The organism is Kurthia massiliensis, from assembly GCF_000285555.1.
Taxonomy (GTDB): Bacteria; Bacillota; Bacilli; order Bacillales_A; family Planococcaceae; genus Kurthia; species Kurthia massiliensis.
The window spans coordinates 81,802-107,012 of the sequence record NZ_HE610999.1 but is presented as its reverse complement, the minus strand read 5'-3'; the positions used below and the strand labels follow the sequence as shown (position 1 = coordinate 107,012).

Annotated in this window: 21 protein-coding genes and 2 pseudogenes; 12 read left to right on the top strand and 11 right to left on the bottom strand. The window is 37.5% G+C overall.

All coding sequences use genetic code 11. The annotated features are described in order from the left end of the window. Positions 1-16 precede the first annotated feature (16 nt). Complete coding sequence (locus KMHG_RS10055; protein WP_010289209.1) at positions 17-715, top strand: hypothetical protein; 699 nt, start codon at positions 17-19, stop codon at positions 713-715. A 36-nt stretch (positions 716-751) separates the two neighbouring features. On the opposite strand, the gene KMHG_RS10050 is transcribed toward KMHG_RS10055, so the two are convergent. Further along, positions 752-1,366, bottom strand: coding sequence for a DsbA family oxidoreductase (locus KMHG_RS10050; protein ID WP_010289208.1), 615 nt, complete (start codon positions 1,364-1,366; stop codon positions 752-754). A gap of 16 nt (positions 1,367-1,382) precedes the next feature. Then, entirely contained in the window at positions 1,383-2,207 is an 825-nt protein-coding gene (locus KMHG_RS10045; RefSeq protein ID WP_010289207.1) for a pirin family protein, read from the bottom strand. A gap of 161 nt (positions 2,208-2,368) precedes the next feature. On the opposite strand from KMHG_RS10045, the gene KMHG_RS10040 reads away from it, so the two are divergent. Then, on the top strand, positions 2,369-2,908 hold the full coding sequence (locus KMHG_RS10040) for a TetR family transcriptional regulator (protein WP_010289206.1): 540 nt from the start codon (positions 2,369-2,371) through the stop codon (positions 2,906-2,908). 35 nt (positions 2,909-2,943) lie between these two features. On the opposite strand, the gene KMHG_RS10035 is transcribed toward KMHG_RS10040, so the two are convergent. Then, a complete protein-coding gene (locus KMHG_RS10035) occupies positions 2,944-3,645 on the bottom strand; it encodes a hypothetical protein (RefSeq protein ID WP_010289204.1) in 702 nt (233 codons plus the stop codon). 226 nt (positions 3,646-3,871) lie between these two features. On the opposite strand from KMHG_RS10035, the gene KMHG_RS10030 reads away from it, so the two are divergent. Then, positions 3,872-4,570, top strand: coding sequence for a class I SAM-dependent methyltransferase (locus KMHG_RS10030; protein WP_010289203.1), 699 nt, complete (start codon positions 3,872-3,874; stop codon positions 4,568-4,570). A gap of 177 nt (positions 4,571-4,747) precedes the next feature. After that, positions 4,748-5,794, top strand: coding sequence for a C40 family peptidase (locus tag KMHG_RS10025; RefSeq protein WP_010289202.1), 1,047 nt, complete (start codon positions 4,748-4,750; stop codon positions 5,792-5,794). 46 nt (positions 5,795-5,840) lie between these two features. On the opposite strand, the pseudogene KMHG_RS19570 reads toward KMHG_RS10025, so the two are convergent. Beyond that, a pseudogene (locus KMHG_RS19570) lies at positions 5,841-6,911 on the bottom strand (ABC transporter ATP-binding protein). Between the two features lie 226 nt (positions 6,912-7,137). Between KMHG_RS19570 and KMHG_RS10015 the strand changes: the two are divergent. Further along, positions 7,138-8,205: a C40 family peptidase gene (locus KMHG_RS10015; protein WP_010289194.1), complete on the top strand. Its 1,068-nt coding sequence runs from the start codon at positions 7,138-7,140 to the stop codon at positions 8,203-8,205. A gap of 41 nt (positions 8,206-8,246) precedes the next feature. Here KMHG_RS10015 and KMHG_RS10010 read toward each other — a convergent pair whose 3' ends face one another. Further along, a complete protein-coding gene (locus KMHG_RS10010) occupies positions 8,247-9,104 on the bottom strand; it encodes an efflux RND transporter permease subunit (protein ID WP_010289193.1) in 858 nt (285 codons plus the stop codon). 264 nt (positions 9,105-9,368) lie between these two features. Here KMHG_RS10010 and KMHG_RS10005 point away from each other — a divergent pair, with 264 nt between their 5' ends. The 3 genes from KMHG_RS10005 to KMHG_RS17725 are packed head-to-tail and all read left to right on the top strand — an operon-like array spanning position 9,369 to position 11,390. After that, positions 9,369-10,028, top strand: a complete 660-nt coding sequence (locus tag KMHG_RS10005; RefSeq protein WP_010289191.1) for an HAD hydrolase-like protein — start codon at positions 9,369-9,371, stop codon at positions 10,026-10,028. A 14-nt stretch (positions 10,029-10,042) separates the two neighbouring features. Further along, positions 10,043-10,702, top strand: coding sequence for an HAD family hydrolase (locus KMHG_RS10000; protein WP_010289189.1), 660 nt, complete (start codon positions 10,043-10,045; stop codon positions 10,700-10,702). Positions 10,703-10,718: 16 nt separating this feature from the next. Further along, positions 10,719-11,390, top strand: coding sequence for a GNAT family N-acetyltransferase (locus tag KMHG_RS17725; protein ID WP_010289188.1), 672 nt, complete (start codon positions 10,719-10,721; stop codon positions 11,388-11,390). Positions 11,391-11,456: 66 nt separating this feature from the next. Here KMHG_RS17725 and KMHG_RS09990 read toward each other — a convergent pair whose 3' ends face one another. The 4 genes and pseudogenes from KMHG_RS09990 to trxA form a co-directional block, all read right to left on the bottom strand. Then, on the bottom strand, positions 11,457-12,641 hold the full coding sequence (locus tag KMHG_RS09990; protein ID WP_010289187.1) for a NupC/NupG family nucleoside CNT transporter: 1,185 nt from the start codon (positions 12,639-12,641) through the stop codon (positions 11,457-11,459). Between the two features lie 679 nt (positions 12,642-13,320). Continuing rightward, positions 13,321-13,533 (bottom strand): annotated as a pseudogene (locus KMHG_RS19435) (transposase); the annotation flags it as partial. 280 nt (positions 13,534-13,813) lie between these two features. Further along, a complete protein-coding gene (locus tag KMHG_RS09985; RefSeq protein WP_010289184.1) occupies positions 13,814-14,770 on the bottom strand; it encodes a PAS domain-containing protein in 957 nt (318 codons plus the stop codon). Positions 14,771-14,812: 42 nt separating this feature from the next. Continuing rightward, positions 14,813-15,121, bottom strand: coding sequence for a thioredoxin (gene trxA, locus KMHG_RS09980; protein ID WP_010289182.1), 309 nt, complete (start codon positions 15,119-15,121; stop codon positions 14,813-14,815). A 321-nt stretch (positions 15,122-15,442) separates the two neighbouring features. On the opposite strand from trxA, the gene KMHG_RS09975 reads away from it, so the two are divergent. Beyond that, positions 15,443-20,509, top strand: a complete 5,067-nt coding sequence (locus tag KMHG_RS09975; protein WP_010289181.1) for a S8 family serine peptidase — start codon at positions 15,443-15,445, stop codon at positions 20,507-20,509. 150 nt (positions 20,510-20,659) lie between these two features. On the opposite strand, the gene KMHG_RS09970 is transcribed toward KMHG_RS09975, so the two are convergent. After that, a complete protein-coding gene (locus tag KMHG_RS09970; protein WP_010289179.1) occupies positions 20,660-21,157 on the bottom strand; it encodes a pyridoxamine 5'-phosphate oxidase family protein in 498 nt (165 codons plus the stop codon). A 105-nt stretch (positions 21,158-21,262) separates the two neighbouring features. Then, the gene (cls, locus tag KMHG_RS09965) at positions 21,263-22,726 is read right to left on the bottom strand and encodes a cardiolipin synthase (protein WP_010289177.1); all 1,464 of its coding nucleotides are present in this window, start codon (positions 22,724-22,726) and stop codon (positions 21,263-21,265) included. Positions 22,727-23,136: 410 nt separating this feature from the next. On the opposite strand from cls, the gene KMHG_RS09960 reads away from it, so the two are divergent. The 3 genes from KMHG_RS09960 to queF all read left to right on the top strand — a co-directional run bounded on the left by KMHG_RS09960 (position 23,137) and on the right by queF (position 25,182). Next, positions 23,137-23,928: a DUF6574 domain-containing protein gene (locus KMHG_RS09960; protein WP_010289175.1), complete on the top strand. Its 792-nt coding sequence runs from the start codon at positions 23,137-23,139 to the stop codon at positions 23,926-23,928. Between the two features lie 89 nt (positions 23,929-24,017). Continuing rightward, on the top strand, positions 24,018-24,287 hold the full coding sequence (locus KMHG_RS09955) for a DUF7352 domain-containing protein (RefSeq protein ID WP_010289174.1): 270 nt from the start codon (positions 24,018-24,020) through the stop codon (positions 24,285-24,287). Positions 24,288-24,678: 391 nt separating this feature from the next. Next, positions 24,679-25,182: a preQ(1) synthase gene (gene queF / locus KMHG_RS09950; protein ID WP_010289173.1), complete on the top strand. Its 504-nt coding sequence runs from the start codon at positions 24,679-24,681 to the stop codon at positions 25,180-25,182. Positions 25,183-25,211: the final 29 nt, after the last annotated feature.

Below are 25,211 nucleotides of genomic sequence, written 5' to 3'. Positions count from 1 at the left end.
TTGGAGGTCGAATGTAATGGCTAGTTTATTATCAATCGATTGGGATTATTTCATCTCAACCGGAAATCAACAAATTATTTCAAGCATCGAAAATGAGCGTACAATTCATGATTTATGGTATAAACGATATTTCGAATATGAGTCGTACGGTAAACATTTCGAGCAATATTTTCGTTTAGCAGAAGAAGTACAATACTTTTGGCAAATGGTCCGTACGAAGTTTCAGTGGGGGCCGAATGTTAAAGTATTCGTATCTGATTCACATGCGTTATCTTATAAAATTGCCCATAAGTTTAAAATCGATGACGTTTATTTATTTGATGCCCATTCAGATTTAGGGTATGGGGGTCTGGCTTCATTAGACTTTGAAGTGAATTGTGCCAACTGGCTCGGAAAACTATTAAAACAACGAACGATTCAGTCAGCGCATATTATTTACAGTCCGTTCACATGTGAACATCCGACTGACTTTGACGAAATGAATCGTACATTTGATATTCATTATCCGACGCTGCAACAATTACCAGAACGAATCGACACGAACGTTATACATATTTGTCGGTCTGGCGCTTGGAGTCCACCATGGTTTGATACACAATTTGTGCAATTCGTGAAAGACTTGAACCTGCCTTACCAGCAATATCAATGTGACGTGCGTGATTGGGATCCACAACACGTGAATTTCTCGCAAAAATTACAATATATGATGTCTTAACATAAAAACCCCGCGATGATTTTCGCGGGGTTTTCGTTATGCATGAATGACTGATAAAAATGTTTCAACCGGCTGAATACCTGGAATGATTTTGTCATTGGCGATATATGTCGGTACGCTTCGAATACCTTGTTGAAGTGCTTGTTGACGATCGGCAGCTACTTCTTCGCGGTATGCGTCAGAATGGAGTACTTGTTTTGCCGCTTCGACATCTAAACCTGCTTCTTCAATCACTTGAAGAATATCGCTTTCTTCATTTAAATTTAAACCACGTGTGAAAATAGCGGCGAAGAAGCGTTCTGTTAAATCGTGTGCTTTGCCAAATTGCGCGCTCCATTTTGTTAAGCGATGGGCATTTTCTGTATTCGGTGCAATCATCGTGTCGTAATTGTATTCAAGATTAAAAGCTTGTGCTGCTTGGTCGCGTAATCGTTTCGTCGTCTCAAGTGTTTCTTCCGGTGTTTTACCGAATTTTTTTGCTAATAAATCGACGGTGCGCACAGCTTTATCTCTCGGTGCATCAGGTGTTAATTGGAATGCTTTTAATTCAAACTCGATTGGCTCATCACTCGCTGCCATTACTTCATCTAAACGACGTTTCCCCATATAGCTAAACGGACATGTGAAATCTGCATATAATTGAATTTTCATTTGAATTTCCTCCTTTTTAATATGGTACGCCTTCTAAAAATGTACCGTTACGATAGCTTGCGAATGCTTCTTGAATTTCTTGTTGCGTATTCATGACGAACGGACCTTGTGCCACGACTGGCGCTTTAATTGGTTCACCGCTGAAAATAACGACTGTCGTATCTTCTAATGCTTCAAGTGAAATCGTATCTGCATGTTCTACGATGTCAAAGTGTACAGTATCAAATGCTTGTAGTGCTTCACCGTTGACGCTGAATTTACCATCTAAGCCGTATAAATATGTGTTGTAGCCAGCGTTTACTGGAAACTCGTAACGTGCCCCTTTTTCAAGTTTTACTTGTGCGTACACGAAAGGTGTTAATAGTTGAAGTGGAGATGTAGTCCCGTCAACATCGCCTGCAAATACGGTCATTTCGCCGCCGTCAATTTGTTTTACGGGTGCTTTTGCATTCGGTAAATCTTGATAATTCCCGGGTTGTTGTTTATTTTTTGGTGATAAGTTGACCCAAAGTTGTAGGACACGTACTTCTTCGCCGCGATCAGGATTTTCATTATGAATAATGCCTCGTCCAGCGGTCATAATTTGGAAGTCGCCTTCTGACAATTTACCACCTGTACCTGTTTTACTGTCGTAGTGTGTTAAGCTGCCTTCTAAAACGTGCGTCACTGTTTGCATCCCTTTATGTGGGTGATCGGCAAATGTGTTATGCGCGAATTTGTCATCAGCCAAAATGATAAATGGGTCATTGGCCATCGGGTCTTTTAATTGTAGAACGTAGCGTAAATTGCGGCCGTCTCCTTGTTGTAATGCGATTGATTGAATTGTATGAATTGGTAACATAAATATTGCCTCCCTTAGAATGTTTCAAACAGTTGTTTTGTAAGCAACACCTGTTGTATAGTTACACTATAAAACGAAAGTGACATTTGTACAACGAACAACAATACCAATTTGTCGCTTACACAACACATTTGAAAAACTGTTGCCGAAAGGATGAGTTGATGACAAACCAAACGACCGACCCACGTGCCATTCGCACACGCCAATTAATTGTAGATGCATTTAATCAACTGATTAAAACGAAAAACTTTGATCAAATTTCCGTGAAAGATATTACGACGCTTGCGACGATTAACCGTGCAACGTTTTATGCGCATTTCGTCGATAAGTATGAATTGCTTGATGTCGTGTTAACAGAAGAAACAGGCGCTGTCATGAAAACATTTTTTACGTGTCAAGAACGGTTAACGAAAGATTTAATGGCGCGCATGTTTTTATCAATCGTAGAAATTCACGACAAACTGAACACACATTGCCGACGCGGGTATAATACGTTTACGCAAATGATTGAAGAAAAAGTGAAAGCACAACTGGAACGCATTTTTGCGCAGATATTAAATGGGCATAAGCTCGATGCGATTTTATTAAGCTGGGGTATGTACGGTGCTTACGTCGATTGGGACGTAAATGGCGGCGCAACGGCAGAAGTGTATGCAGTGGAAGTAGCGGAGAAATTGTGGGAACTCGTTGAAAAAATATAATGCATGAAAAAAGCCTACGTGTAGATGTAGGCTTTTTAAAATATGAAGCGTTTATACAATAAATCATTGGCGTCATGACAGAGTGCTTCTGTAGAATGCCAGACGTTACACAATAATTTTGGCATCATTTGATAGGAAGGGCATGTGCGATACAATTTATAATATGTAAACAATAGTAAATAAAGTTCACCAATATTTTCAGGCCATAACTGATTAGCTAAATACGAATTTTCCGTAATCGTCGCAAATGAATATGTTTCAATACCTGCAACAAAATGCGTATGTTCTTTATCGTAAATATTTTGAATATAATGCATAGCTGGGCTCACTTCAGGATCGTCTTTGCCATCATAATTCGCAATTTTTAATTGAAGTCGTGGTGATATATCTTCTAACGCTTCTACTTCATATAAGACATGACCGAATGCTTTATCGAAACGAAATGAATCTGGTATTTGAAGATTTAATGAGGTGAGTAAATCAATAGCCGGCAGTGTTTCGTCTTTCATATATTGAGGACGTCGAATTTGTCGCGTATATTTTAGCTCATTTAATGTGTTACATGTAAAATTTGCAACTAAAAACCAATCATCATGATCGCTTTTAACGAAGGTATACGATTTAAATGTATAAAATTCATAAACATTGCGTGAAAATGAGTAATCTTCTTCTCTTGTCTGTCGCTCTAGTGGAATACGAGGTTGTTGAATTGGAATCATAATTTTTGAATGAAACAAAAAGAATCCCCCTTTTTAATCGTTATATATATATTGCCCAATCATTTATATTTACAACACTTTATTTTAAAAGAATTTACGTCTTTCGACATGTAAAGAGTGATATCGACAAAACTCACTAAAATTTTCCTTAAAAATTATCTGAAAATTATAAAAAGCGCTAGTTTCTCGCTTAATAATCGTTTATGCTTAATTTAACGTTTTTTACATAAAGGGGGACAACTAGATGATTCCAGTCGTATATGACACATTAAACCGTTGGGCAAAAGATGCTGATTTTTTCAGCGGACTTGTAAAGCGCTTTAATCCAGAAACGATGGCAGACCTTGGCTGTGGGACAGGGCGTTTAACGCTTCGCTTCGCTGAGTATACAAATGTAACGGGCATTGATCCGAATGCCGAAGCTTTAGACATTGCAAAACAAAAACCACAAGCTGATCGCGTAAAATGGGTACAAGGGGAAAGTGCACAATTAGAAGATGAGGCATATGATTTAGTACTTATGACAGCGAACGTGTCGCAATTGTTTGTCGACGATGCAGAGTGGCAGCAAGTTGTGGCAGATGCATACCGTTCATTGAAAAAAGACGGCCGTTTCGTCTTTGATACGCGCAACCCGAAAGCGCATATTTGGGATCGTTGGATGCGTGACGACTCGCCTGATATCGCAACGATTGGCGACAAAACATATGAAGTACACAATGCTTATAAAGGCTACAAAAATGAAGTGTTCACGTTCACAGAAACATTGTATGAAGGCGATGAAGAAGTGACATCTGTAGAAATTCAGTTACGTTTCCGTGAAATGGAAGCATGGAAAAATAGTTTAACAGCTGCTGGGTTCACGGTCGAAACATACGGTGATTTCACATGGCGTGAAGCGGACAAATTTTCAGAAGACCTCGTATTTATTGCGACGAAATAAGGCGAAAAGGCGCTCATAAGGAGCGTCTTTTTTTACGTTAATTATCCTAAAATGCCTAACAATTTAGTTTGTTACACAAAAAATAATAAAAAAGTACAAAATATCATATAAATGTAATAAGAAAGAAATATCTAAAAGCTACAATAGACATATCACATGTTTATATGGAGGTTTTGGATGCAGAACTATATGAAACAAGCAGTAGCAATTGCAGCAGTAAGTACGACAATGTTAGTAGGCGTAACCGATGCGAAAGCCGCAAGCTATACGGTAAAATCTGGTGATACGCTCGGTAGCATCGGCACGAAGTACGGTGTTTCTTACAAAAAAATTATGTCAGACAATGGGTTAACATCTACTATCATCTATCCTGGTCAAACATTAAAAATTAATGAAACGTCTACATCAACGATAACGAAGCGACCTGCGAAAACGACGACATCTAATTCGCAAACGTATACAGTAAAAAGTGGTGATACACTTAGCGCTATCGCGAGTCGTTACGGTACGACGTATACGAAATTAATGGCAGACAACAATTTGAAATCGACGGTTATTTATGTAGGTCAGAAATTGAATGTGTCGGGTAAAACGTCAACAACGACGACATCTACCACGCAAAAAGAAAAGACAGAAACCGCTTCAACATCATCGACAAACACATCCACATATACTGTCAAAAGCGGCGACACACTTGGTGCAATCGCTAGCCGTTATCAAACTACATATCAACAATTGATGACGTTGAACGGTTTAAAAAGCACGACGATTTATATTGGTCAAACGTTAAAAGTTTCAGGGAAAACAACTTCCACACCTGTTACACAAACAGGAAACAAAACGTCTACTTCGAATACGACATCATCTAATGCGAGTGCGATGTCAATCGCACAGCAATATCTTGGCGTAAAGTACGTATATGGTGGTTCGACGCCATCAGGTTTTGATTGTTCGGGGTATGTTTATTACGTATTGAAACAGTCAGGACGTTCTATCGGACGTACAACAGCTGCTGGCTATTACGCTAGCGCTACGAAAGTGACAAATCCACAAGTAGGGGATCTCGTTTTCTTTAAAAATACGATGAGTAAAAGTGGCATCACACATATCGGCTTTTACGTAGGGGGCGGTAAAATGATTTCTGCTTCGAGCAGTGGCGTCAGCTATGCAGATCTTACGAGTGGTTATTGGCATGATCGTCTTGTCGGTTACGGCCGTTTATAAAGTATTAAAAAAGGAGCACCGCATATGTAGGTGCTCCTTTTTTGTATTATGAAAGAATAATACGTTGTTCTGTTTCTGCATCAAAGAAATGGACTTTCTCCATATTCACATCCAGTTGCAATGGCTGCCCAGCTTCGACATTAAAGTTTGCATCCACACGTGCAATAAAAGTTTGACTGTTTAATTGGGCATAAAGCATAATTTCCGCCCCGAACAATTCGGCCACATCTACTTTTACGTTGACGTGCGTATGTGAAGCTGTGTTGCCGGTGATGACTTGTTTATAAACATATCCTTGTTCGCGAAGTACGTTCATACGTGCTGATGGAATTTAGAGCGTCGTATTGCCAATTGTGACTTGGTCATCTTGTAATGTGCCATTGAAAAAGTTTATTGCCGGACTGCCAATAAAGCCTCCAACGAACACATTCACAGGATTTTCATACACTTCTTTCGGAGAGCCAACTTGTTGAATCATCCCATCTTTCATGCCGACGATACGCGTTGCCATCGTCATTGCTTCCGTTTGGTCATGCGTCACGTAAATCGTCGTCGTTTGTAAACTTTGATGTAGTTTAATAATTTCGGCATGCATTTGCACACGTAGTTTTGCATCTAAGTTTGACAGTGGTTCATCCATTAAAAATACTTTTGCGTCGCGAACGATTGTACGTCCAAGTCCAAGTGCGACACGTTGACGTTGCCCGCCCGACAGTACTTTTGGTTTACGGTTTAAATATTCCTCTAATTCTAAAATGCGTGCAGTATCCTCGACACGTTTTTTGATTTCTGACTTAAGTACTTTACGTAATTTTAAACCAAATGTCATATTTTCTTATACGCTCACATGGGGGTAAAGCGTGTAGTTTTGAAATACTATCGCGATGTCACAATCTTTTGAAGGAGCGTCATTCATACGTTTACCATCGATTAAAAAATCACCTTTAGAAATATCTTCTAAACCCGCAATCATACGAAGTGTCATTGATTTTCCACATCCAGATGGACTAACAAAGACGATAAGTTCTTTATCTTCAATGTCTAAATTAAAATCTGTTATAGCGGTTACGTTTTTATCATAAATTTTATAAATATGTTGTAAGTTAAGTTTTGCCAAATGGTTCATACCCGTCAAAGTTAACAAATATACTTCATTATATCTTCTGAGCATGGCTACGTCAGTTTAATTTCGTATTTTTTAACCATTATTAGTCTATATGCTATACTATAAAGCTAGATAGGTCTAAAGAATTGTGGAACTATTATACTATAATACGCTTAAGTAAAAGCGTACAATACACATATATTATTTAAAAATAATGAAAAGGGGAGTAGATGAGGTCATGCGTCATACATATAAAAAAGCGGTCGCCGCGATTATCGGTAGTGCTGTGTCATTTACAAGTGTGCTAGAAGTATCTGCAAAAACGTATACTGTAAAATCAGGTGATACGTTAAGTGGCATCGGCTTAAAGTACGGGCTATCACTTGAAAAACTGAAAAAAATGAATCAATTAACGTCTGATCATATATACGTCGGTCAAAAATTAACAGTGCAAGCTGCGAAAACAACGACAAAAAAGAAAATGACGAAAAAGAAAACGAAGACCGTGAAAACAACGACAAAAACATATACGGTGAAAAGTGGAGATTCGTTGAGCGTTATTGCGAGTCTATACGGCACAACTTATACATACTTACAAACATTAAATAATTTAAAATCTCCTGCCATCTATGTCGGTCAAAAATTAACAGTGCCGGCAACAACAGCAAAAATGACCGAGAAAAAAACAGAAAAGAAAACGACGACTGTGAAAACAACGACTGTGAAAACAACGACAAAAACATATACGGTGAAAAGTGGAGATTCGTTAAGCGTTATTGCGAGTCGTTACAATATGTCATTAGCTACGCTACAAAAGTTAAATAAATTTAAAGATGACAAAATTTTTGTTGGTCAAAAGTTGAAAGTGACGGGCACAGCATCAAAAACAGTTACACCAGCAACGCAAAAAACGACGACTGTTTCTAAGCAAACATCGGTCGGCAATCAAATTAAAAAAATCGCTACATCATACGTAGGCATTAAATATACGTGGGCAGGTGCTTCACCTAGTACAGGTTTTGATTGTTCAGGACTCGTTTATTACGTATATAACCAAGTAGGCATATATAAAGGACGTTTGACAGCTGCAGGATTTTACAATATTTCTACACGCGTGCAAACACCGAGCGTGGGCGATCTCGTATTTTTCAAAAACACGATTCCATCAAATCCGGGTATTAGTCATGTAGGTTTCTACATTGGCAACAATCAAATGGTATCCGCATCAGGTAAAAAAGTACAAATAACGTCGTTGAGCGATTCGTATTGGCATAGTCATTTCGATAGCTTCCGAAAAATTAATTAAAAAAATCCGGTATTGCCATAAGGCGATACCGGATTTTTTAGTTAATCAATTGTTTTTTGACGATTTTTCTTAAAGATTTTTGATAACCCTTCGTAGACGACTGGCACGATAAATAGTGTCAGAATCGTAGATGTAATTAAACCACCAACAACGGTAATACCTAATCCTTTTGAAATTAATGAACCGCTTGCGCTGTCACTTAATGCAAGTGGCAGTAGTGCAAACACTGTTGCAATCGCCGTCATTAAAATTGGGCGTAGACGTGTTTCAGCAGCATCAATTAATGCTTCACGCATTGATAGGCCGTCATGTTCGTTATGAATAACGCGGTCAACGAGCACGATCGCGTTTGTGACAACGATACCGACGAGCATTAAAATACCGAGCATTGATGAAACTGAGAACGGTTCGTCGGCGATTAATAAGCCGAGTACTGCACCGATTAATGTGAATGGTAATGAGAATAAAATCGCAAATGGTGCAAGACCTTCACGGAACGTTACAACTAAAATGAAGTAAACGAAGAAGATGGCAGCGATAATTGCTAAACCTAATTGTTTAAAAGATTCAGCCATGTCTGCCGCTGTACCATTTTGTTCTAATTCGACGCCATTTTTAAAGTCGATATCGTTTACAGCTTTGTCGACACGAGTTGAGACTTTTGAAATATCGTCTACTTTAATACCCGCAGTAACAGTTGCGTATTCTTTATCGTCTTGACGACTAATAGAAGAAGGTGTTGTCGTTTTATCGACAGATACGAGGTCAGAAAGTTTCACAGCACCAAGCTGTGTCATAATATCTTGTTTTAAGAATGCTTTCATCGTCTCGAATTTTTTGCTGTCATCTTGTGCGACAACAACATCTAATGATGTATCATCGTCATCAACTGTTTTCAAAGCGTATGATCGTTATAGTAGTAGTGAGCACAATTGTATTAGCATTTATTGTTGCAGTAATGCCACTCATTTAAGAAGAACAGACGACGCCAAAAATGGAGCATCATATGCATCATGAATAACTTTTTTTCAAAATAAATTGAATTCGCTTACATTTACCGAATGAAGTTTTATATATTGTCTGAAATTTCAAATAAATGTTATAGTGTGTAAGAAGAGAAAAGTATATGCGGGGATCTTTACATAATTTAAGGGGGCATCATCATGACAGAAGCGATTTTTTTCGATATGGATGGGACATTATTTCAAACAGACTTAATTTTAGCATCGGCATTAGAAGATGTATTTCATATTTTGCGAAGTGAAGGGTTATGGGATGGTGAAACGCCTATTGAAACGTATCGTGCAATCATGGGAGCACCGTTATCTGTCGTTTGGGAAACGCTTTGTCCAATGCAGTCTGTGGCGCAGCACGAAAAAAATAATGCATTGTTCCAACAAATTTTAATCGATCATATTACCGCTGGGCGAGGCGCATTATATGAGGGCGTATTAGAAACGTTAGAAACATTGTATACAGCGTATCCATTATACATTGTGAGCAATGGGCAAGCCGCATATTTAGACGCAATCGTCATGCATTACGGCTTACAACGTTACGTAAATGGGGTATATAGTATTGACCGTCTGCCGAACGGCAATAAGTCAGATCTTGTCGCATTGGCTATGGCAGAAGCGGACGTTACAGCAGGTTTTGTTGTTGGCGACCGTCTTTCTGATATTCGCGCCGCAAAAGATAATCAGTTAACTTCGATTGGTGTACGCTTTGATTTTTCCACGGCACATGAGTTAGCACAAGCAGATGAAGTGATTGATCGCTTCGACGCACTCCTACGTACGACGCAATTGATGAAGCTTTCATAATAGGGGGAATGGATATGATTCACGCAGTATTATTCGACTTAGACGGTACGTTATTCGACCGCGCATCTGTCGTTCAAACATTTATTTCACGTCAACATGAACGTTTAAATTTACAGTGCGACCGCGACGCTTATTTAGAGCGTTTTTTAGCATTAGATAAAAATGGAACAGTTTGGAAAGACAAAGTATATACACAACTAGTCGAAGAATTTTCACTACCATTTTCGATGAACGCATTACTGGCAGATTACATCATTCATTTTCCAGAATACGTCGTTCCATTTCCACATTTAGAACAATTACTATCAAATTTAAAAGCACAGGGGCAAAAACTAGCGATCGTATCAAATGGGATTGGGCAATTTCAATTGTCGGTCATTCACGCACTCGGTATGGAACAATACTTCGATGCGATTCTTATTTCGGATTGGGAAAAACTACGAAAGCCTGACGCACGATTATTCCAACGTGCGTGTGATAAGCTAGGTGTAAGTGTTGAGGAAAGTTTATTTGTCGGAGATAACCCTGAAGTCGATATCGATGGCGCAAAGGGAGCAGGCATGCTGACAGCGTGGAAAAAATCAGGCGATCAGCAAGTAAATGCAGATTATGTTGTAGATGATTTATTAGACATCGAAACGATTATCCAAACGACATTACAGCAGAACTCATAAGAAAGAAGGTTTTCGGATGGATGCACAACAATTAATGACAGCACGTATAGATGTTTTATTTAAACAAACGGAAACAGGAGATGTGGAAACGTGGAATCGCGCGCCTTTTGAAGCAGGTCCTGCCTTTTATTTAGGCGTTACACGTAAAAAAACATATGTGAAATATCATGAATCGTTACCGAGACCATTAAGAGCGCGCCTAGAAAGTATTATAGATGAGACGCCAAATGAACATTTATTAAAAGCTATTCAAGCATTTAGTGCAGAAAGTACACTCAATGAATTACATATTGGCCCGGTATATGAGATTCCGACGATTGATTCATTAATTGAGGGGCCAATTGAAATTACAGCGCAAAATAAAAACTTAATTCAAGAAGCGTTTCCAGTGATGTACGAACAATTAGAAGCGCATGCACCTGTATTTTGTGTCATTGAAGCAGGTATACCGGTATCGATTTGTGGAAGTGCTTATCAAACCAATGACGCAGCAGAGGCCGATGTATTTACGAACGAACGTTATCGTGGACGTGGCTATGCGATTGATGTGATTCGTGCTTGGGCGAAAAAAGTGCAACAACAAAATCGTAAAGCCTTATATGCTGCAAGTTGGGACAACTTTAATGCTCGAACAATTGCAGAAAAGCTTATGATGAAACGTTTTGGCATCGATATTTGGATGAAATAGAAAAAGACTCCGCAAATTGGCGGAGTCTTTTTTGTAATTAAAAAGTAAACGTTTACTTTTTAATGCTTACATGAATAAACCTACTAATGTAGCTGTAAATACTGAAACTAATGTAGCTGCAACTAATATTTTAAGACCATGTTTTGTCACGATCGCAGCTTTTTCACCGCTTACAGCTTGTACAGCACCGGCAACGATACCGATAGAGCTGAAGTTAGCAAAGCTGATTAAGAATACAGATACGATTGCAATTGTTTTTTCAGAAACGTTTTTCATTTCATCCATGAATTGTAACATAGCGACGAATTCATTTGTCGCAAGTTTTGTACCCATTGTTTGACCAGCGATTAAAATGTCGCTAGCTGGGATACCCATAATCCAAGCGATTGGAGCGAAAATGTAACCTAAAACTTCAGTAAATGTTATACCGAACATACCGTTGAAAGCAGCATCGATTAATGCCATTAAACCAACGTATGACACAAGCATTGCAGTTACGATTAACGCAACTTTACCACCGTCCATCGCACCGATAGAAATTGAATCAAATAAAGATTTAGCAGGGCTCGCTTGTTTAATAGAGATTGTTTCTTCTCTTGCTTCTGCAGTTTCAGGGGCGATAATAATACCGATGATTAAACCAGATAAAGCATTAAGCGCCATTGCACCTAATACGTATTTTGCTGGTAACATCGTGATATATGATGCCATGATAGAGGCAGATGCAGATGCCATAGACGTAATAGACATAACCATAACGCTGTTTTTATCCATTTTAAGTACGTGTGATTTGATTGCTAAAATACCTTCAGATTGACCAAAGAAAATGTTGTTAATTGCGTGGAAAGTTGCAACTGGAGAAACACCTGTAATTTTCGCTAAGAAACCACCAACGTATTTAATGATGATCGGTAAAATACGTAAGTATGTTAAAAGTGATAATAACATAGAAGTGAAAATAAGAATTAATAATACGTTAACGAAGAATGGAGAACCGCCTTCTGGGATCCAACCGCCAATAACGAAGTCAATACCTTCACGACCATAGTTGATCACTTTTGTTAGACCATTACTAGTAGATTCGATTACTTTTAAACCAACAGTAGTTTTAAACATTACTAATGTTAAGATGATTTGTAATACGAACATGATACCAATCGCTTTAAAGTTGATTGCTTTGCGATCGCTACTCATTAAGTAAGCGATTCCAAGAACGACAATCAGGCCTACGATTCCGATTAAAATAGACATGTGTGAGTACCTCAATATTTAGATTTTAGATTTGATTAAATGTTACGTTTATTATCCTAGAGGTATAGTGTAAAAGTTTCAAGTGTTTTTATAATAAAAATATATTTTTAACAAAAAGAAAAACTTTTCTGAAATATATAATATTTTGAACAATCCTTCTTTTGAGAATAAAAAGAAAAAAATAGTGGGTTTTAAAATATCCCACCATTTTTCTGAAAAATGTAATCTTGTTAAGAAAGTCTATAAAAGCATAATAATAGGCGTATATTGCTAAAGTAAATATGGGATAAAAAATATCCCTAATTAAAATATTCGAAAAAAATGGAAGAAATTAATTTATAAAAACTTTCAAAATAATCTTATTTATCATGCAAATATTACATCAATTTCTATCTTTTCATTCTATGGATGAATTGAATGTTGCTCACAATATTGGGAAAATAAACAAAAAAATATCAAAAAAATATCAAAAAAATAAAAAACGCCATACATAAAAGGTAGGACGTTTTCAGTTTGTTTAAAAAGTCGTCTGTCAATTATTTTCTGTGGAAATTTGAGTCTTTTTTCTACTCAAATTCTTCGAATTTTTTTATAATAGGTTCATATGTTAAGAACCAGCCCATTTTTTTGGCTAATTCCAGGTTGGCGAACCTGAGAAGGTTTTGTACGATGGCGGTCGTTAAAACCTGACCATTACTTTAAGAGCTCCGCGGTAGCGTGCATAACGCATACCATGGAGCTCTTTACTATTTGCGAAACTAAGTTCAATCGTAGAAGAACGTACAGGTTTTAATTGTTTGCCTCTTGGAGATAAACGGTTATTTCTCGCAATATCATAATATGGTTGATGAATAGAAATTCTTAAAAGTCGGTCTTCGTCCGCTTTCTGTTGATAAGGACAGTTCTGTCAAGAACCTTTAGGTGGTTGATATATATGATAGCCTTGACGTATTGTATTTACATGATAAAAAGGAATACCTTGTTTACATACATATAGAGAATCATTTATCTGTTTAAAATGAGCATTTTTACATTTAGGGTGCTGGTTATTTTTAAATCTCTTATAAGAAATATAGGGAGTAATATTTGAATGAACAAGTTCCCTTATAAGGTCCGCATTATAATAACCTGCATCTAAAACGATTTCTAATGGTTTTAAGTCTAAGCAATTTTCAACGGCCTTTAATTTGACTCATTAAAATTCGATGGCCGGGCACACGGTCACTCATTGAAATATATTCGCCGTGATAATTACGAACGCGGTAAACGAGCTCACATGATGCTTTTTTGTGATGACGAGCTTCTTGCATACAAACTTTAAATGTTTCATTCGTATAAGCACGATCTTCAGGATGTACGAGTTCTGCAAATGCACGATACGATTGTGGCTGTGTCGCATCATTATACCCGAAAGCTGTTAAAAACTGTGCTGAAAACCAAACTGTATTAGCTGTATCATTTAAATTCTGATAATTGCGAATATTTACCTCCCAAGGAGACTCATGCATAATTTCCGTAATTAAACTATATTTTTCAAGCGTATTTTCTAAATGCTGTTGAGCTGCAATCTCGTCTGTTAAATCACGCACGACACCGTAAATTTGCGTCAGGACGTCTTTCGTAAATAACAATTGTACGTAACAGTCGATATGCCGAATATGTCCGTTTTTGGTCATAATCCGGTAATGGTGATGCATATGAGGTACTCTCGCATAAAGGCCTTCTGATAATGTTTGTTGCATATGTAGTTGATCATCTGGATGAATAAAGTTCGTAAATTCATAGCGTTCTGTATCATCAATTTCAAGCATTTGCTGTAATTGTGGACTAAATATCGTTGTCGTTTCAGAAATCGTTAAATCACCATTTACGACGTCTGTCACGAAATAACCGATATTTGCGGCTGCACAAATTGCTGAAAATAGCGTATCTGCCTGTTCTAAACGGGTTTCGTTGTACTCATAATGTTCTTGTAATGTTTGAATCAAATATTGTTCAGTCGGTGATAAATGCGTCGTCGAAAAATGGCGCCATTCGCCTGTTTCTAATTGCTCGACAAATGTTTCAATTGTGTTTAAGAAAGGTGACTTTTGCGGTCTTTTTGGCGGCGTTTGTAAAAATGAAAACATACAACCCCTCTTTTCAATTGAAAAGAGGGGTGTCGTCGTTTTTTAGCGATAATTATTAATAAATTCTTCTAGTAGTTCTTTCGGTTGGTACCCGCCAGTTTTTGCAACGACTTCGCCATCTTTCATTAAAAATAGTGAAGGTACAGACATGATACTGTATTCGCTTGCAGTCGCTGGATTTTCTTCAACTTCCAATTTTACGATTGGCACGTCAATTTCAGTTGCTAATTGTTCTAAAACGGGTGCTAGCATTTTACAAGGACCACACCACGTTGCCCAAAAGTCGACAAGTACGAGCCCGTTTTTCGTGTCGTCATAAAAAGTTTGATCAGTTGCATTAATAATAGCCATATAAAAATCCCTTACTTATTTGAATGTTTCTAACATAACGCAAATATCTAATATCGTAAACAACTAGCTAAAATAATTTAAAGTCAAGCAAAAGTCCATGTCTATATATCTGAATATTTGAAAAATAATTACTAATAAATTTGTCAAATTATAAATCATTAACAAATAAAAATAGGTATTTGCCCTCATATTGGTTGAAAAATGCTTTGATAGGTAATATTTTTTTGCTTTTTTTGAAAAATGATTGAAATTGATAATCATTTTCATTTATGATGCATTTGAATAATTTAAATGAAAATGATTCTCAAAGGAGTTTTACATATGAAAAAATCAATTGCGAAAGTAGCAACGGTTGCATTAACAGCATCGGCAATTTTACCAGTTAATATGCAAGCACAAGCTGAAACGAATGAAGAAACGACACAATTATTAGTGCAATACAAATCAGAAGATACGTTATCAACGAAAGAAGCGAAAACGCTTGATGCGGAAATCGTCAATGTTTATGACGATAAAACGGTTATTGACGTTTCTGTAGAAGACGCTGATAAAGTCGTGGAAAAATTAGAAGCAGACGATAATGTCGATTTCGTTGAAGAAAATAAAATTTATAAAGTGGCAACAGATGATACGACAGAACAATTACAACAAGCTGTAGCGGAAGTAAAATCTGGCGAAAAAGATACATATGTTGATAATCAATGGAACTTAAAAGCAATCGAGACAGAAGCTGCGTGGGCACAAGCGAAAAATGCGGCGAATAAAGATGCAGTAAAAGTAGCGGTGTTAGATACAGGTGTTGATTTAGAACATGCTGATTTAGCAGGGCGTTTAACAGATGGAAAGACGTTTGTTCAAAGTGCAAAAGATAAAGGGAATTTAAATGGGAATGATGATAACGGACACGGTACGTTCGTATCAGGTATTATCGCAGCGAGTGCCAATAATGGCAAAGGGATCGCTGGCGTAGCGGGTGAAGAAGATGTTCAAGTCATTCCTGTGAAAGTAATGGCGAAAAATGGTGAAGGTACAGCTGCTGATATCGCTGATGGTATCGACTATGCAGTAGAAAAAGGTGCAGACGTTATTAATATGAGTCTTTCAGGCGAATATAGTGACGCGATTGAAGAAGCAATTCAACGTGCCGTTGCAAAAGACGTTGTTGTCGTAGCAGCATCTGGGAATGGCGGCGGTAACGCAGATGCGAACTTCCCAGCAGCATCGGATAATGTCATTTCAGTCGGCTCAGTCGATAAAAATGACCAAGTGTATAGTGGCTCAAATGTCGGTGAAACAGTCGATTTGGTCGCACCAGGTGTCGGCGTTATTAGTACGTCTCTTGACGGTGACTTAGGTGATGAAGATGGGCATTATACAACGGGTACAGGTACTTCTTATGCAACGCCGCACGTAGCCGCAGTAGCAGCGCTTTATAAAGCACAAAATAAAGAAGCAACTGTCAATGAAGTAACGCAAGTGCTAGAAAATACAGCGACAGATTTAGGTGATGAAGGTCGTGACAATCAATCAGGTTATGGCAAAGTAAATGCGGTGAAAGCGTTAGAAAAAAATGTAGATACGAAACCATTTACAGTGAATGCACCGAAGAAAAATGCGAATGTTGTCGGTCATACACCAGTATCTGTGTCGACAGATGACAACGTCACAGCGATGAAAGTATACGTGGACGGTACAGAAGTAGCATCAGGTAACGTAGTGAACAAGCAATTTGATGCTTCATTTGATACGACAGCTTTAACAGACGGCGCACATGCTGTCAAAATTGTGGCGTATGAAGGCGATACAGTCGTAAGTACAGATGAACGTACAATTCAAGTAAAAAACAACGTTTCATCAGGCTATATGTTTAGTGTGAAAACACCGAGTGATAAAGTTGCAAAAGGGGCAACGGTGAAGTTATATGAGCAAGATGAAGACGGTTCTTATAAAGAATTATGGAGCGGTGCATCAGATAATGCAGGGGCTGTACGTGTACCAAGTTATGTAGGAACAGACTTAAAAGATTTACGTGTCGTTGTACAAGGTAAATTTGATGATGCACAAGGCGATAACGCATGGTTCGTGTATTCTCGTGATATTAACGATAAAGGTGCGATCACGTTAGAAAGTGAAAATACACAAAAAGTAAATCTTACGACAAAAGGTAAAGACGGCTCAGCGATTGAAGATGCTCAATATTTCATTTCGATGCAAGATAGCAAAGGAAATACTGTCGGTGAAATGACAGACATTAATGCGTTAGGGTCAGAAGCGCCAACGTTATACGTAGATAAAGCTTCTTATAATTTATTCTCTTATGCGAAACAAGACGGTAATACGTATTTCTTATCAAAAACGAACGAAAATATGACGTCCGCGCAAACGATTACCTTTGATGCAGCTGAGGCTGGTGAATTATCAGTCGATAATTCAGACGAAAAATTAGAAAATGCCGTGTTATACGTATATAACGATGCAATGAACGAAGCATTTGGCGAAGGCATTGCGACAGGCCGTCATTTCTACGTCACACCTGGCGATTATCAATACATTATTGATGCGGAAGTAAAAGACGATACGAATGACGGTAAAGGCAACTGGATTTATTCATTTGCAGAAGGTAAAGAAGCGAGTGTAACGAAAGGTCAAGAAACAGCGCTTAAAGTAGGCGGCCAAATTAGTATCGACTTAAAAGCGGACCAAGAAGCGGTTGCGCGTTATGCGAAACAACGTAAAGTTGAATATATTGAACGTGAAGATCCGAATACAGCTTACAAATTAGACCAAGCGTTTTACACAACGCAAGTATTTGCAGATCAATATGGCAATGAGCTCGTTGGCATGAAGCGCGGTACGTTAAATAATAGCGAGGATGCTTTATATAAAAAAGATGTCGAGACGGGTAAAACACAAACGCAAGAACAAGATGAAGAATGGAAAGTAGAATCAAAAGATTTCGGTGACATTTACGCGAAATATGTTATTAAGCGTAATAGCGACAATAAAGTATTGTTAGATAGTGATGCGAAAAATGCAGTAAACCCTGCGAACCGAATGTATTACATGTATTCATTTATCGTATTGACAGCAGCCGATTACGTACAAGGGGATTATGATATTTCTGTAACAGCGAAAGCAAGTCCGTTAACACGTAATGCCGGTCAACAGCCTTCTACAGAGCAAGAAGACGGTATTTCAAAAACATTAACGATGCACTTAGCAGATACGGGCTCAACATTTACATTAAAAGATGAAGCAAGTGCAAATGTTGCGACGTATGTAACGTTATTACGTGCTGAAAAAGATGACGATGGTAATATTACGTGGAATCAATATTATAACCGTAACTCTGATAGCTCAAAAGTATTAAACTTACCAGATAATTTAAAAACAAGTGCGTTAGAAGGCGGAAACGTTGCTGTAGTGCGTTATATTAAAGACGGCCACTATGCATACTTCTATCGTCAATTTGATTCATTAGCAGATTTAAATACGACGATGACGATTCCGAAAACGATGCGTGAAGTGAAAGTAAATGCTATTGATGAGAATGGTGGAGACATTCAAACGTCAACAAAATTATGGATGATTAAAAAAGAAGTGACTGTTGCAGGGCAAAAAGCATATCCAACTGTGAACAACTTGCAAAACTATAAAAAAGACTCAATTTACTTAGATGCTTCAGATGATATAAGCTTATCAGCAAATAAAGTAGCAGAAGAAGCTTCTACAGGTCACTATGTCATTGAAGGAAACTATGTTACATTACCAGATGCAAATAAAAAACAAGACAACTATTATTTCTTAAATCCAAATGTAGAAGTATCTGCTGCTGAAGATGCTAACAATACAGTTACATTTGATAAAGAAGATTTAGCGCAAGTGAAAATTCAAGCGGATACAGAAGGCTTTAAAGATTTCCGCGGTGCGATTTTATATCCTTACAACAAATATAGCTCTTCATTCACATCGACATTACGTACAGGCCACAATTTCTACGTACAATCAGATATCGACATGAATATGCAAGTACAGCTTGGATTTGGTGATCCAGAAAACAATGCGAAAATTTGGAACTACTATTTCTCTAAAGGTGACCAACAATTCGTCGCAGGCGATGTATCTACTTGGAAAGTAGGCGGTCAACTTAAAACAGCGGTAGAAATCGGTAAAACAGCTTATAATGCAAACGAAGCTGTAAGTGCAACGACATCTATTACAGATGCTTACGATAACCGTTTATCATCAGTATTAGTAAACCAAACGAATGATTATGCGACAGCTAGCGAAGAAGAGGCAGCATATGTGTTGCGTGATGGACAAGTTTCTTATGAAGTTGCACATGGTAGTGACACACATGCAGCTGTATCGGGTAGTGTAGCACCGGTCGCATCGATTATTGATGCAAATGGCAACACGGTATCGAAAAAAGCAGATACAATGTTTTATCATCATATTCACGGATTAACCGCACCAACGTCAGCAGGAAATTATCAATTACAATTAGCGATTGCTGGTAGTCCACTTGGCGCTGTAAAATCAGCTGCAAACTTCAAAGTTGGAGCGGTAAGTGTAACGCCTCCTTCAACACCAGAGAAGCCTTCTGAAGAAACGACAACAGAAGAGCCATCAACAGAATCACCAGCACAACAAGCGCCAGAAGCACCGAAAACAACGTCTACTGTGTCAGATAAATCAGGTGTCATTAAAGGTCAAACGACACCAGGCGCAACAGTTATCGTGAAAGACGGTGATAAAGTAATTGGTGAAGCCGTTGCAGATGAAAATGGTCACTATTCAATTAAAATTCCTAAACAAGAGGCAGATACAACGTTAACGCTCGTTGCGACAAAAGATGGTCAATCAACAACAACAGAGGTCAAAGTAGCGGATAAAACGGCACCGAAAGTATCGAAAATTAAAGCGTCAAATAAATCGAATAAAATTACTGTGAAAACAGAAAAAGGCGCTACGATTAAAGTAACGATCAACGGTAAAACGTATACGAAAAAGGCAGATAAAGATGGTACGTACACATTTACAATTGATCATTTAAAAGGAAATGCGAAATTTAAAGTCGTTGTGACAGATAAAGCTGGGAACAAAACGGTGCAAATAGGCAAAGTAAAAGACCAGGTGGCACCAGCAAAACCGAAAGTAACAACAAAAGTGACAGCCTCAACAAAAGTTGTAAAAGGTAAGGCAGAACCAGGCTCACGCGTATATTTATATAAAAATGGGAAAGCGATTGCGAATGCAAAAGTAGACAAAAACGGTCATTACACGTTACGTATGCCAGCACAAAAAGCGCGTACGACGCTTTACTTAAAAGCAAAAGATGCTGGGAAAAATTATTCTAAAGGCACGAAAATTACAGTATATAAATAATAAAAAAACAGCCCGATGTAGCATTGCTGCATCGGGCTACATATTGTCGAAAAACTATTCAATCTTTATCTATTGATTGAATAGTTTTTCGACAATATGAAAACGCCATACATAAAAGGTATGACGTTTTTGTGTATAAACGACAGGATTTTACAAGTCGACAGATTGATTTGTATCTTTTGCAGGCTCAACAGGCTCTTCTTTACCAACTACTTTTTTTACGAAGTTATAAACAGATTTTACTGTTGCACCTGTATCCCAATATTCAGCAGACTCTGCGTTTACTTTAATTAACGTTACGCTTGGGTCATCATAGCTGACATCAAACATTTTATCGTATACGCCATTCCAAAATTCTTTTTTACGATCTAAATCGTCTACGAATTCGGCTTGGCCACTAATTGAAGCATATGATTTATCAATGAATGCGACGTTAACAGATGGATTTGCCTTAATCTCACTATACTTATCTGTATCTGTACGTGTTAAGAACCAAATGTCTCCATCAAATTCGATTTCTTGTAGTTGCATTGGACGTGATACAAGTTTACCATCTGCTTGTTGTGTCACAAGCATCGCTACTTTTGCATCCTCCACGATTTTCTTTAATGTTTCCACGATTTGTTCATGTTGTGTGTTTTCACTCATTATTGAATCATCCCTTCATCATTAAAAATATACTCAATAGTTAATTTCCCCATTGCTTATTTTTTAAACAAAAAAGGATGATTTTTCATCATCCTTTGCTGTACTTTATAAAATTGGTGATAACATGCGTGAAATCGATTCTTTAAATTTAATCCAAACTGAACGGCTGTTATAATTTTCAGCTGTCATTTCCACACATACTTTCATATCTTCACGGAACATCTCCGCCAGTTGTTTCGTAATGTTTTCATCATAAATAAAGCCATTCACTTCAAAGTTTAAACGGAAGCTACGGTTATCAACATTAGCCGTTCCGACAGAAGCAATTTGATCATCAATGATGACAACTTTTGCGTGTAAAAACCCATTTGCATAATGATATACTTTCGCGCCAGAAGCCATCAAGTCACTCGCATATGAACAAGTCGCCATGTAAACGAATGGGTGGTCTGGTTTGTTAGGAATCATAATGCGTACATCAATGCCAGAAAGAACGGCAATACGAACAGCTTCTAAAAATGCATCATCTGGAATAAAATATGGTGATTGAATATAGACATATTTTTTCGCTTGTAAAATCATTTTAATGTAACTGTTTTGAATGGATGCATACGTAGAGTCAGGTCCACTTGAAACGACTTGCATCGCGCTCGTACCTTCTACGTTCGCAGGTGTAAAATAATGAGGTGCAAATGATAAGTCTAGCGAGTTACCGGCTTGATTCCAATCCATCATAAAGCGTGCTTGTAGGGCGTGTACAGCGTTCCCTTGAATGCGCATATGTGTATCGCGCCAATAGCCGAATTTCTTGTCGCGGCTCAAATATTCATCCCCGACATTAAATCCACCTAGATAACCGATGTTGCCATCAATGACAACAATTTTACGGTGATTTCGATAATTCATTCGTGGATTAATAATCGGTAAAATAGATGGGAAAAATACTTCTACCTCACCGCCCGCAGCAATAAGTTCTTTAAAGTGACGCTTGCGCACTTTACGTGATCCTAATGCATCGTACAAAATACGTACTTCTACACCAGCTTTTGCACGTTCGATAAGCGCCTGCAAAATGCTATTACCGAGGTCATCCAATTTAAAAATGTAATATTGAATATGAACGTGGTCTGTTGCTTGTTGAATGTCGCGAATAAGCGAATCAAATTTCGCATGCCCATCGTTAAACAATTCAATATGATTGTTTTTCGTGACGATCGCATCATTCGTTTGTAAATTCATATGAATGAGCTCACGTGCACTTTCAATGTTTTCAATATCTAAATCATCTTCTAGTACACGTTTCTTTTGATCGTCAATCGTTTCTTGAATCCCGATGCTTTTTTTCGGAATCCAACGTAGTAAGTGCTTTTTACGTAACGGTTTTCCGATGAACATATATAGAATAAAGCCTACATATGGTAAAAAAAATAGGACGAAAATCCATGCCCATGCAGAAGACGGTTTTTTACGCTCTAAAAAGATAATCGCAATTGCTAAAATAACGTTGACCGTTAGAAGCGTGGCACTCAATGTGCTCGATTTAAAAAAATACGTGAAAAAATAAGTCAATCTCTCACCTCATTGTATCAATAGTTAATTGTACATATCCATATTGTAACAATTAATTGGCGTTTTGAAAAAAAATTCATCAATTTAGTATGAAATAGTAAAAAATCGTCGAATTCGTATGCGTAAAAAGACGATAAAATAACTATCCTATAGCTCTTTTTTAACGTATTTCCTAAATGTTAAACCTAAACGACCAAAATAGCATATATTGTGCGGAAAAAGCCTTATTTGGGGACATATTCGATGGCTGCAAGTCTGTTTAGGTTTACGTTATATTTTTTATATTTATGTAAAATAAGGATGAAAATAGTTAAATTTAATTACTAAATATTTACAATAACTTAAAGTTAACATATTATATTAAATATGGGATAAATTTGTAATATTAAAAAGGAAAGCGAGGGAATGCGATGATTTGTACGCAATGTGGACATGAGCAAGTGTCCGGAAATTTTTGCGGTAAGTGTGGTACACCTGTTCAAGCGCAACGCCGCAACGTAGCATCTCCAGAGCCGAGGCGCACACAAAATGCAACGGTAGAACAGTTAAAATTACATGGTGGAAACTACTTTGAATATTTTATGCAAATGTTAAAACAGCCTTCAAAGCGAAGTGATCCACGCCATTTTGGATTTGCAGTGGCAACATCCATCATATCAGTATTACTATTAACCATCGTTCTCTTTATGTTTGCAAATCAAATTGCGCTCATTATGTTCAGTTTTTATAATGACCTGGCAGATTGGTTTGGAGAGTCTGCAGCCACAGAAACAGTTGGATTAACATTTATGGAATTTTTAAAAATGTCCATCGGGATAGCGCTTTTTTATGCAATTTCTATTGGTATTGTGTTACTACTAGCACAAAAACTCGGTACGCTACCTTCATTTCATGAAGGTATTCTTCGCATAGGTGCCTACAACAATATAATGAATGTTGTGTTGATTGCAGCGCTTATTTTCATGTTGTTAAAAGCGGTAAAAGTATCGCTCGTATTATACGGTGTATCGTTCTTCTTCATCACCTTTGCAATTCCTATTTATGTAGCTGCGAAATATTATGAAGGCAGCAAAAAAATCGATCCGTACATTGGCTATGCAATTACAATTGTCAGCCTATTGATTTTCTACGGTATCTTATCAATGGTGACATCGAATATATTAGAAGATGAGTTAAATTTCATGGATTTTTTAAATTTTTAAACGTTGAACAAGAGTTGCGCCTGTCGCAGCTCTTTTTTATGTTTTAATGGTTGTTTTAAAAGGAATAGTCGTGGGGAGGGGGTGAGAAAATGCGTGTTTATAAATATCCAGTATCAGTAAATGAAGTTGTGGCGTTACCTTTGCCAAAAAATGCACAAGTGTTATCGATTGCATTCCAATATGACAAAGTATATGTGTATGCACTTGTAGATCCGACACAACAAGCAACTGAAACAGTGAAAGTGATTGTTGCTGGTACGGGAGAACCATTACCAGAAAATATTCAAGCCTATACATATTTAAATACAATTCAAATGTTTAACCAACAGTGGAATTTACATGGTTTTGTATTAAAATAGGTATAAAGTATTCAAAAATAACCAAGTAAGAAAATACTATTAAATAAAATTACTTAAATGTTTATACCTAAAATTAGTAAATACAACTGATAGGAATTATTTCATAATAGTCTATAATAAAAAAGTATGTTCATGAAAATGTACATTATCCTTTGGGGAAAGGCACTCTTGGCAATGGGAGTGCCTTTTTTCAATTTTTTTGAAATATTATTTATTGTACATATTTTGAAACTGTGTTAAAGTGAGATGGAAAATAAACGCTAGTTATAAAGAGGTTCATAGCGCAAAACCCTCTATAAAAAACTATGGGATCACACCAGTTCAACCGTGTCCGATAGTGGGCGCGGTTTTTTTATTGACCGCGTCGCTCTAGCAGAAGGAGAGAATTTGAGTGTCATATGAACGTACACAAGAACAAGGTTTAAGCGATTTAACATTGCTTGGAAACCAAAACACAAAATATCCGACTGATTATGCACCGGAAGTATTAGAGGCGGTCGAAAATTTACACCAAGATCGTGATTTCTTCGTGAAATTTAACTGTCCAGAATTTACGAGCCTATGTCCAATGACAGGACAACCTGACTTTGCAACTGTTTACATTTCGTATATTCCAGATGCGAAAATGGTTGAAAGTAAAGCGTTGAAATTGTATTTATTTAGTTTCCGCAACCATGGTGATTTCCATGAAGATTGCATGAATAAAATCATGGACGATTTAATTAAATTGCTAGACCCACGTTACATTGAAGTATGGGGTAAATTTACGCCACGTGGTGGATTATCAATCGACCCTTGGTGCAACTATGGTCGTCCAGGTACGAAATATGAAGAAATGGCACATCATCGTTTAATGAATCACGATATGTACCCTGAAAAAGTAGACAATCGTTAATAGGTAGATGTTCTTAGCGACCATCTTAA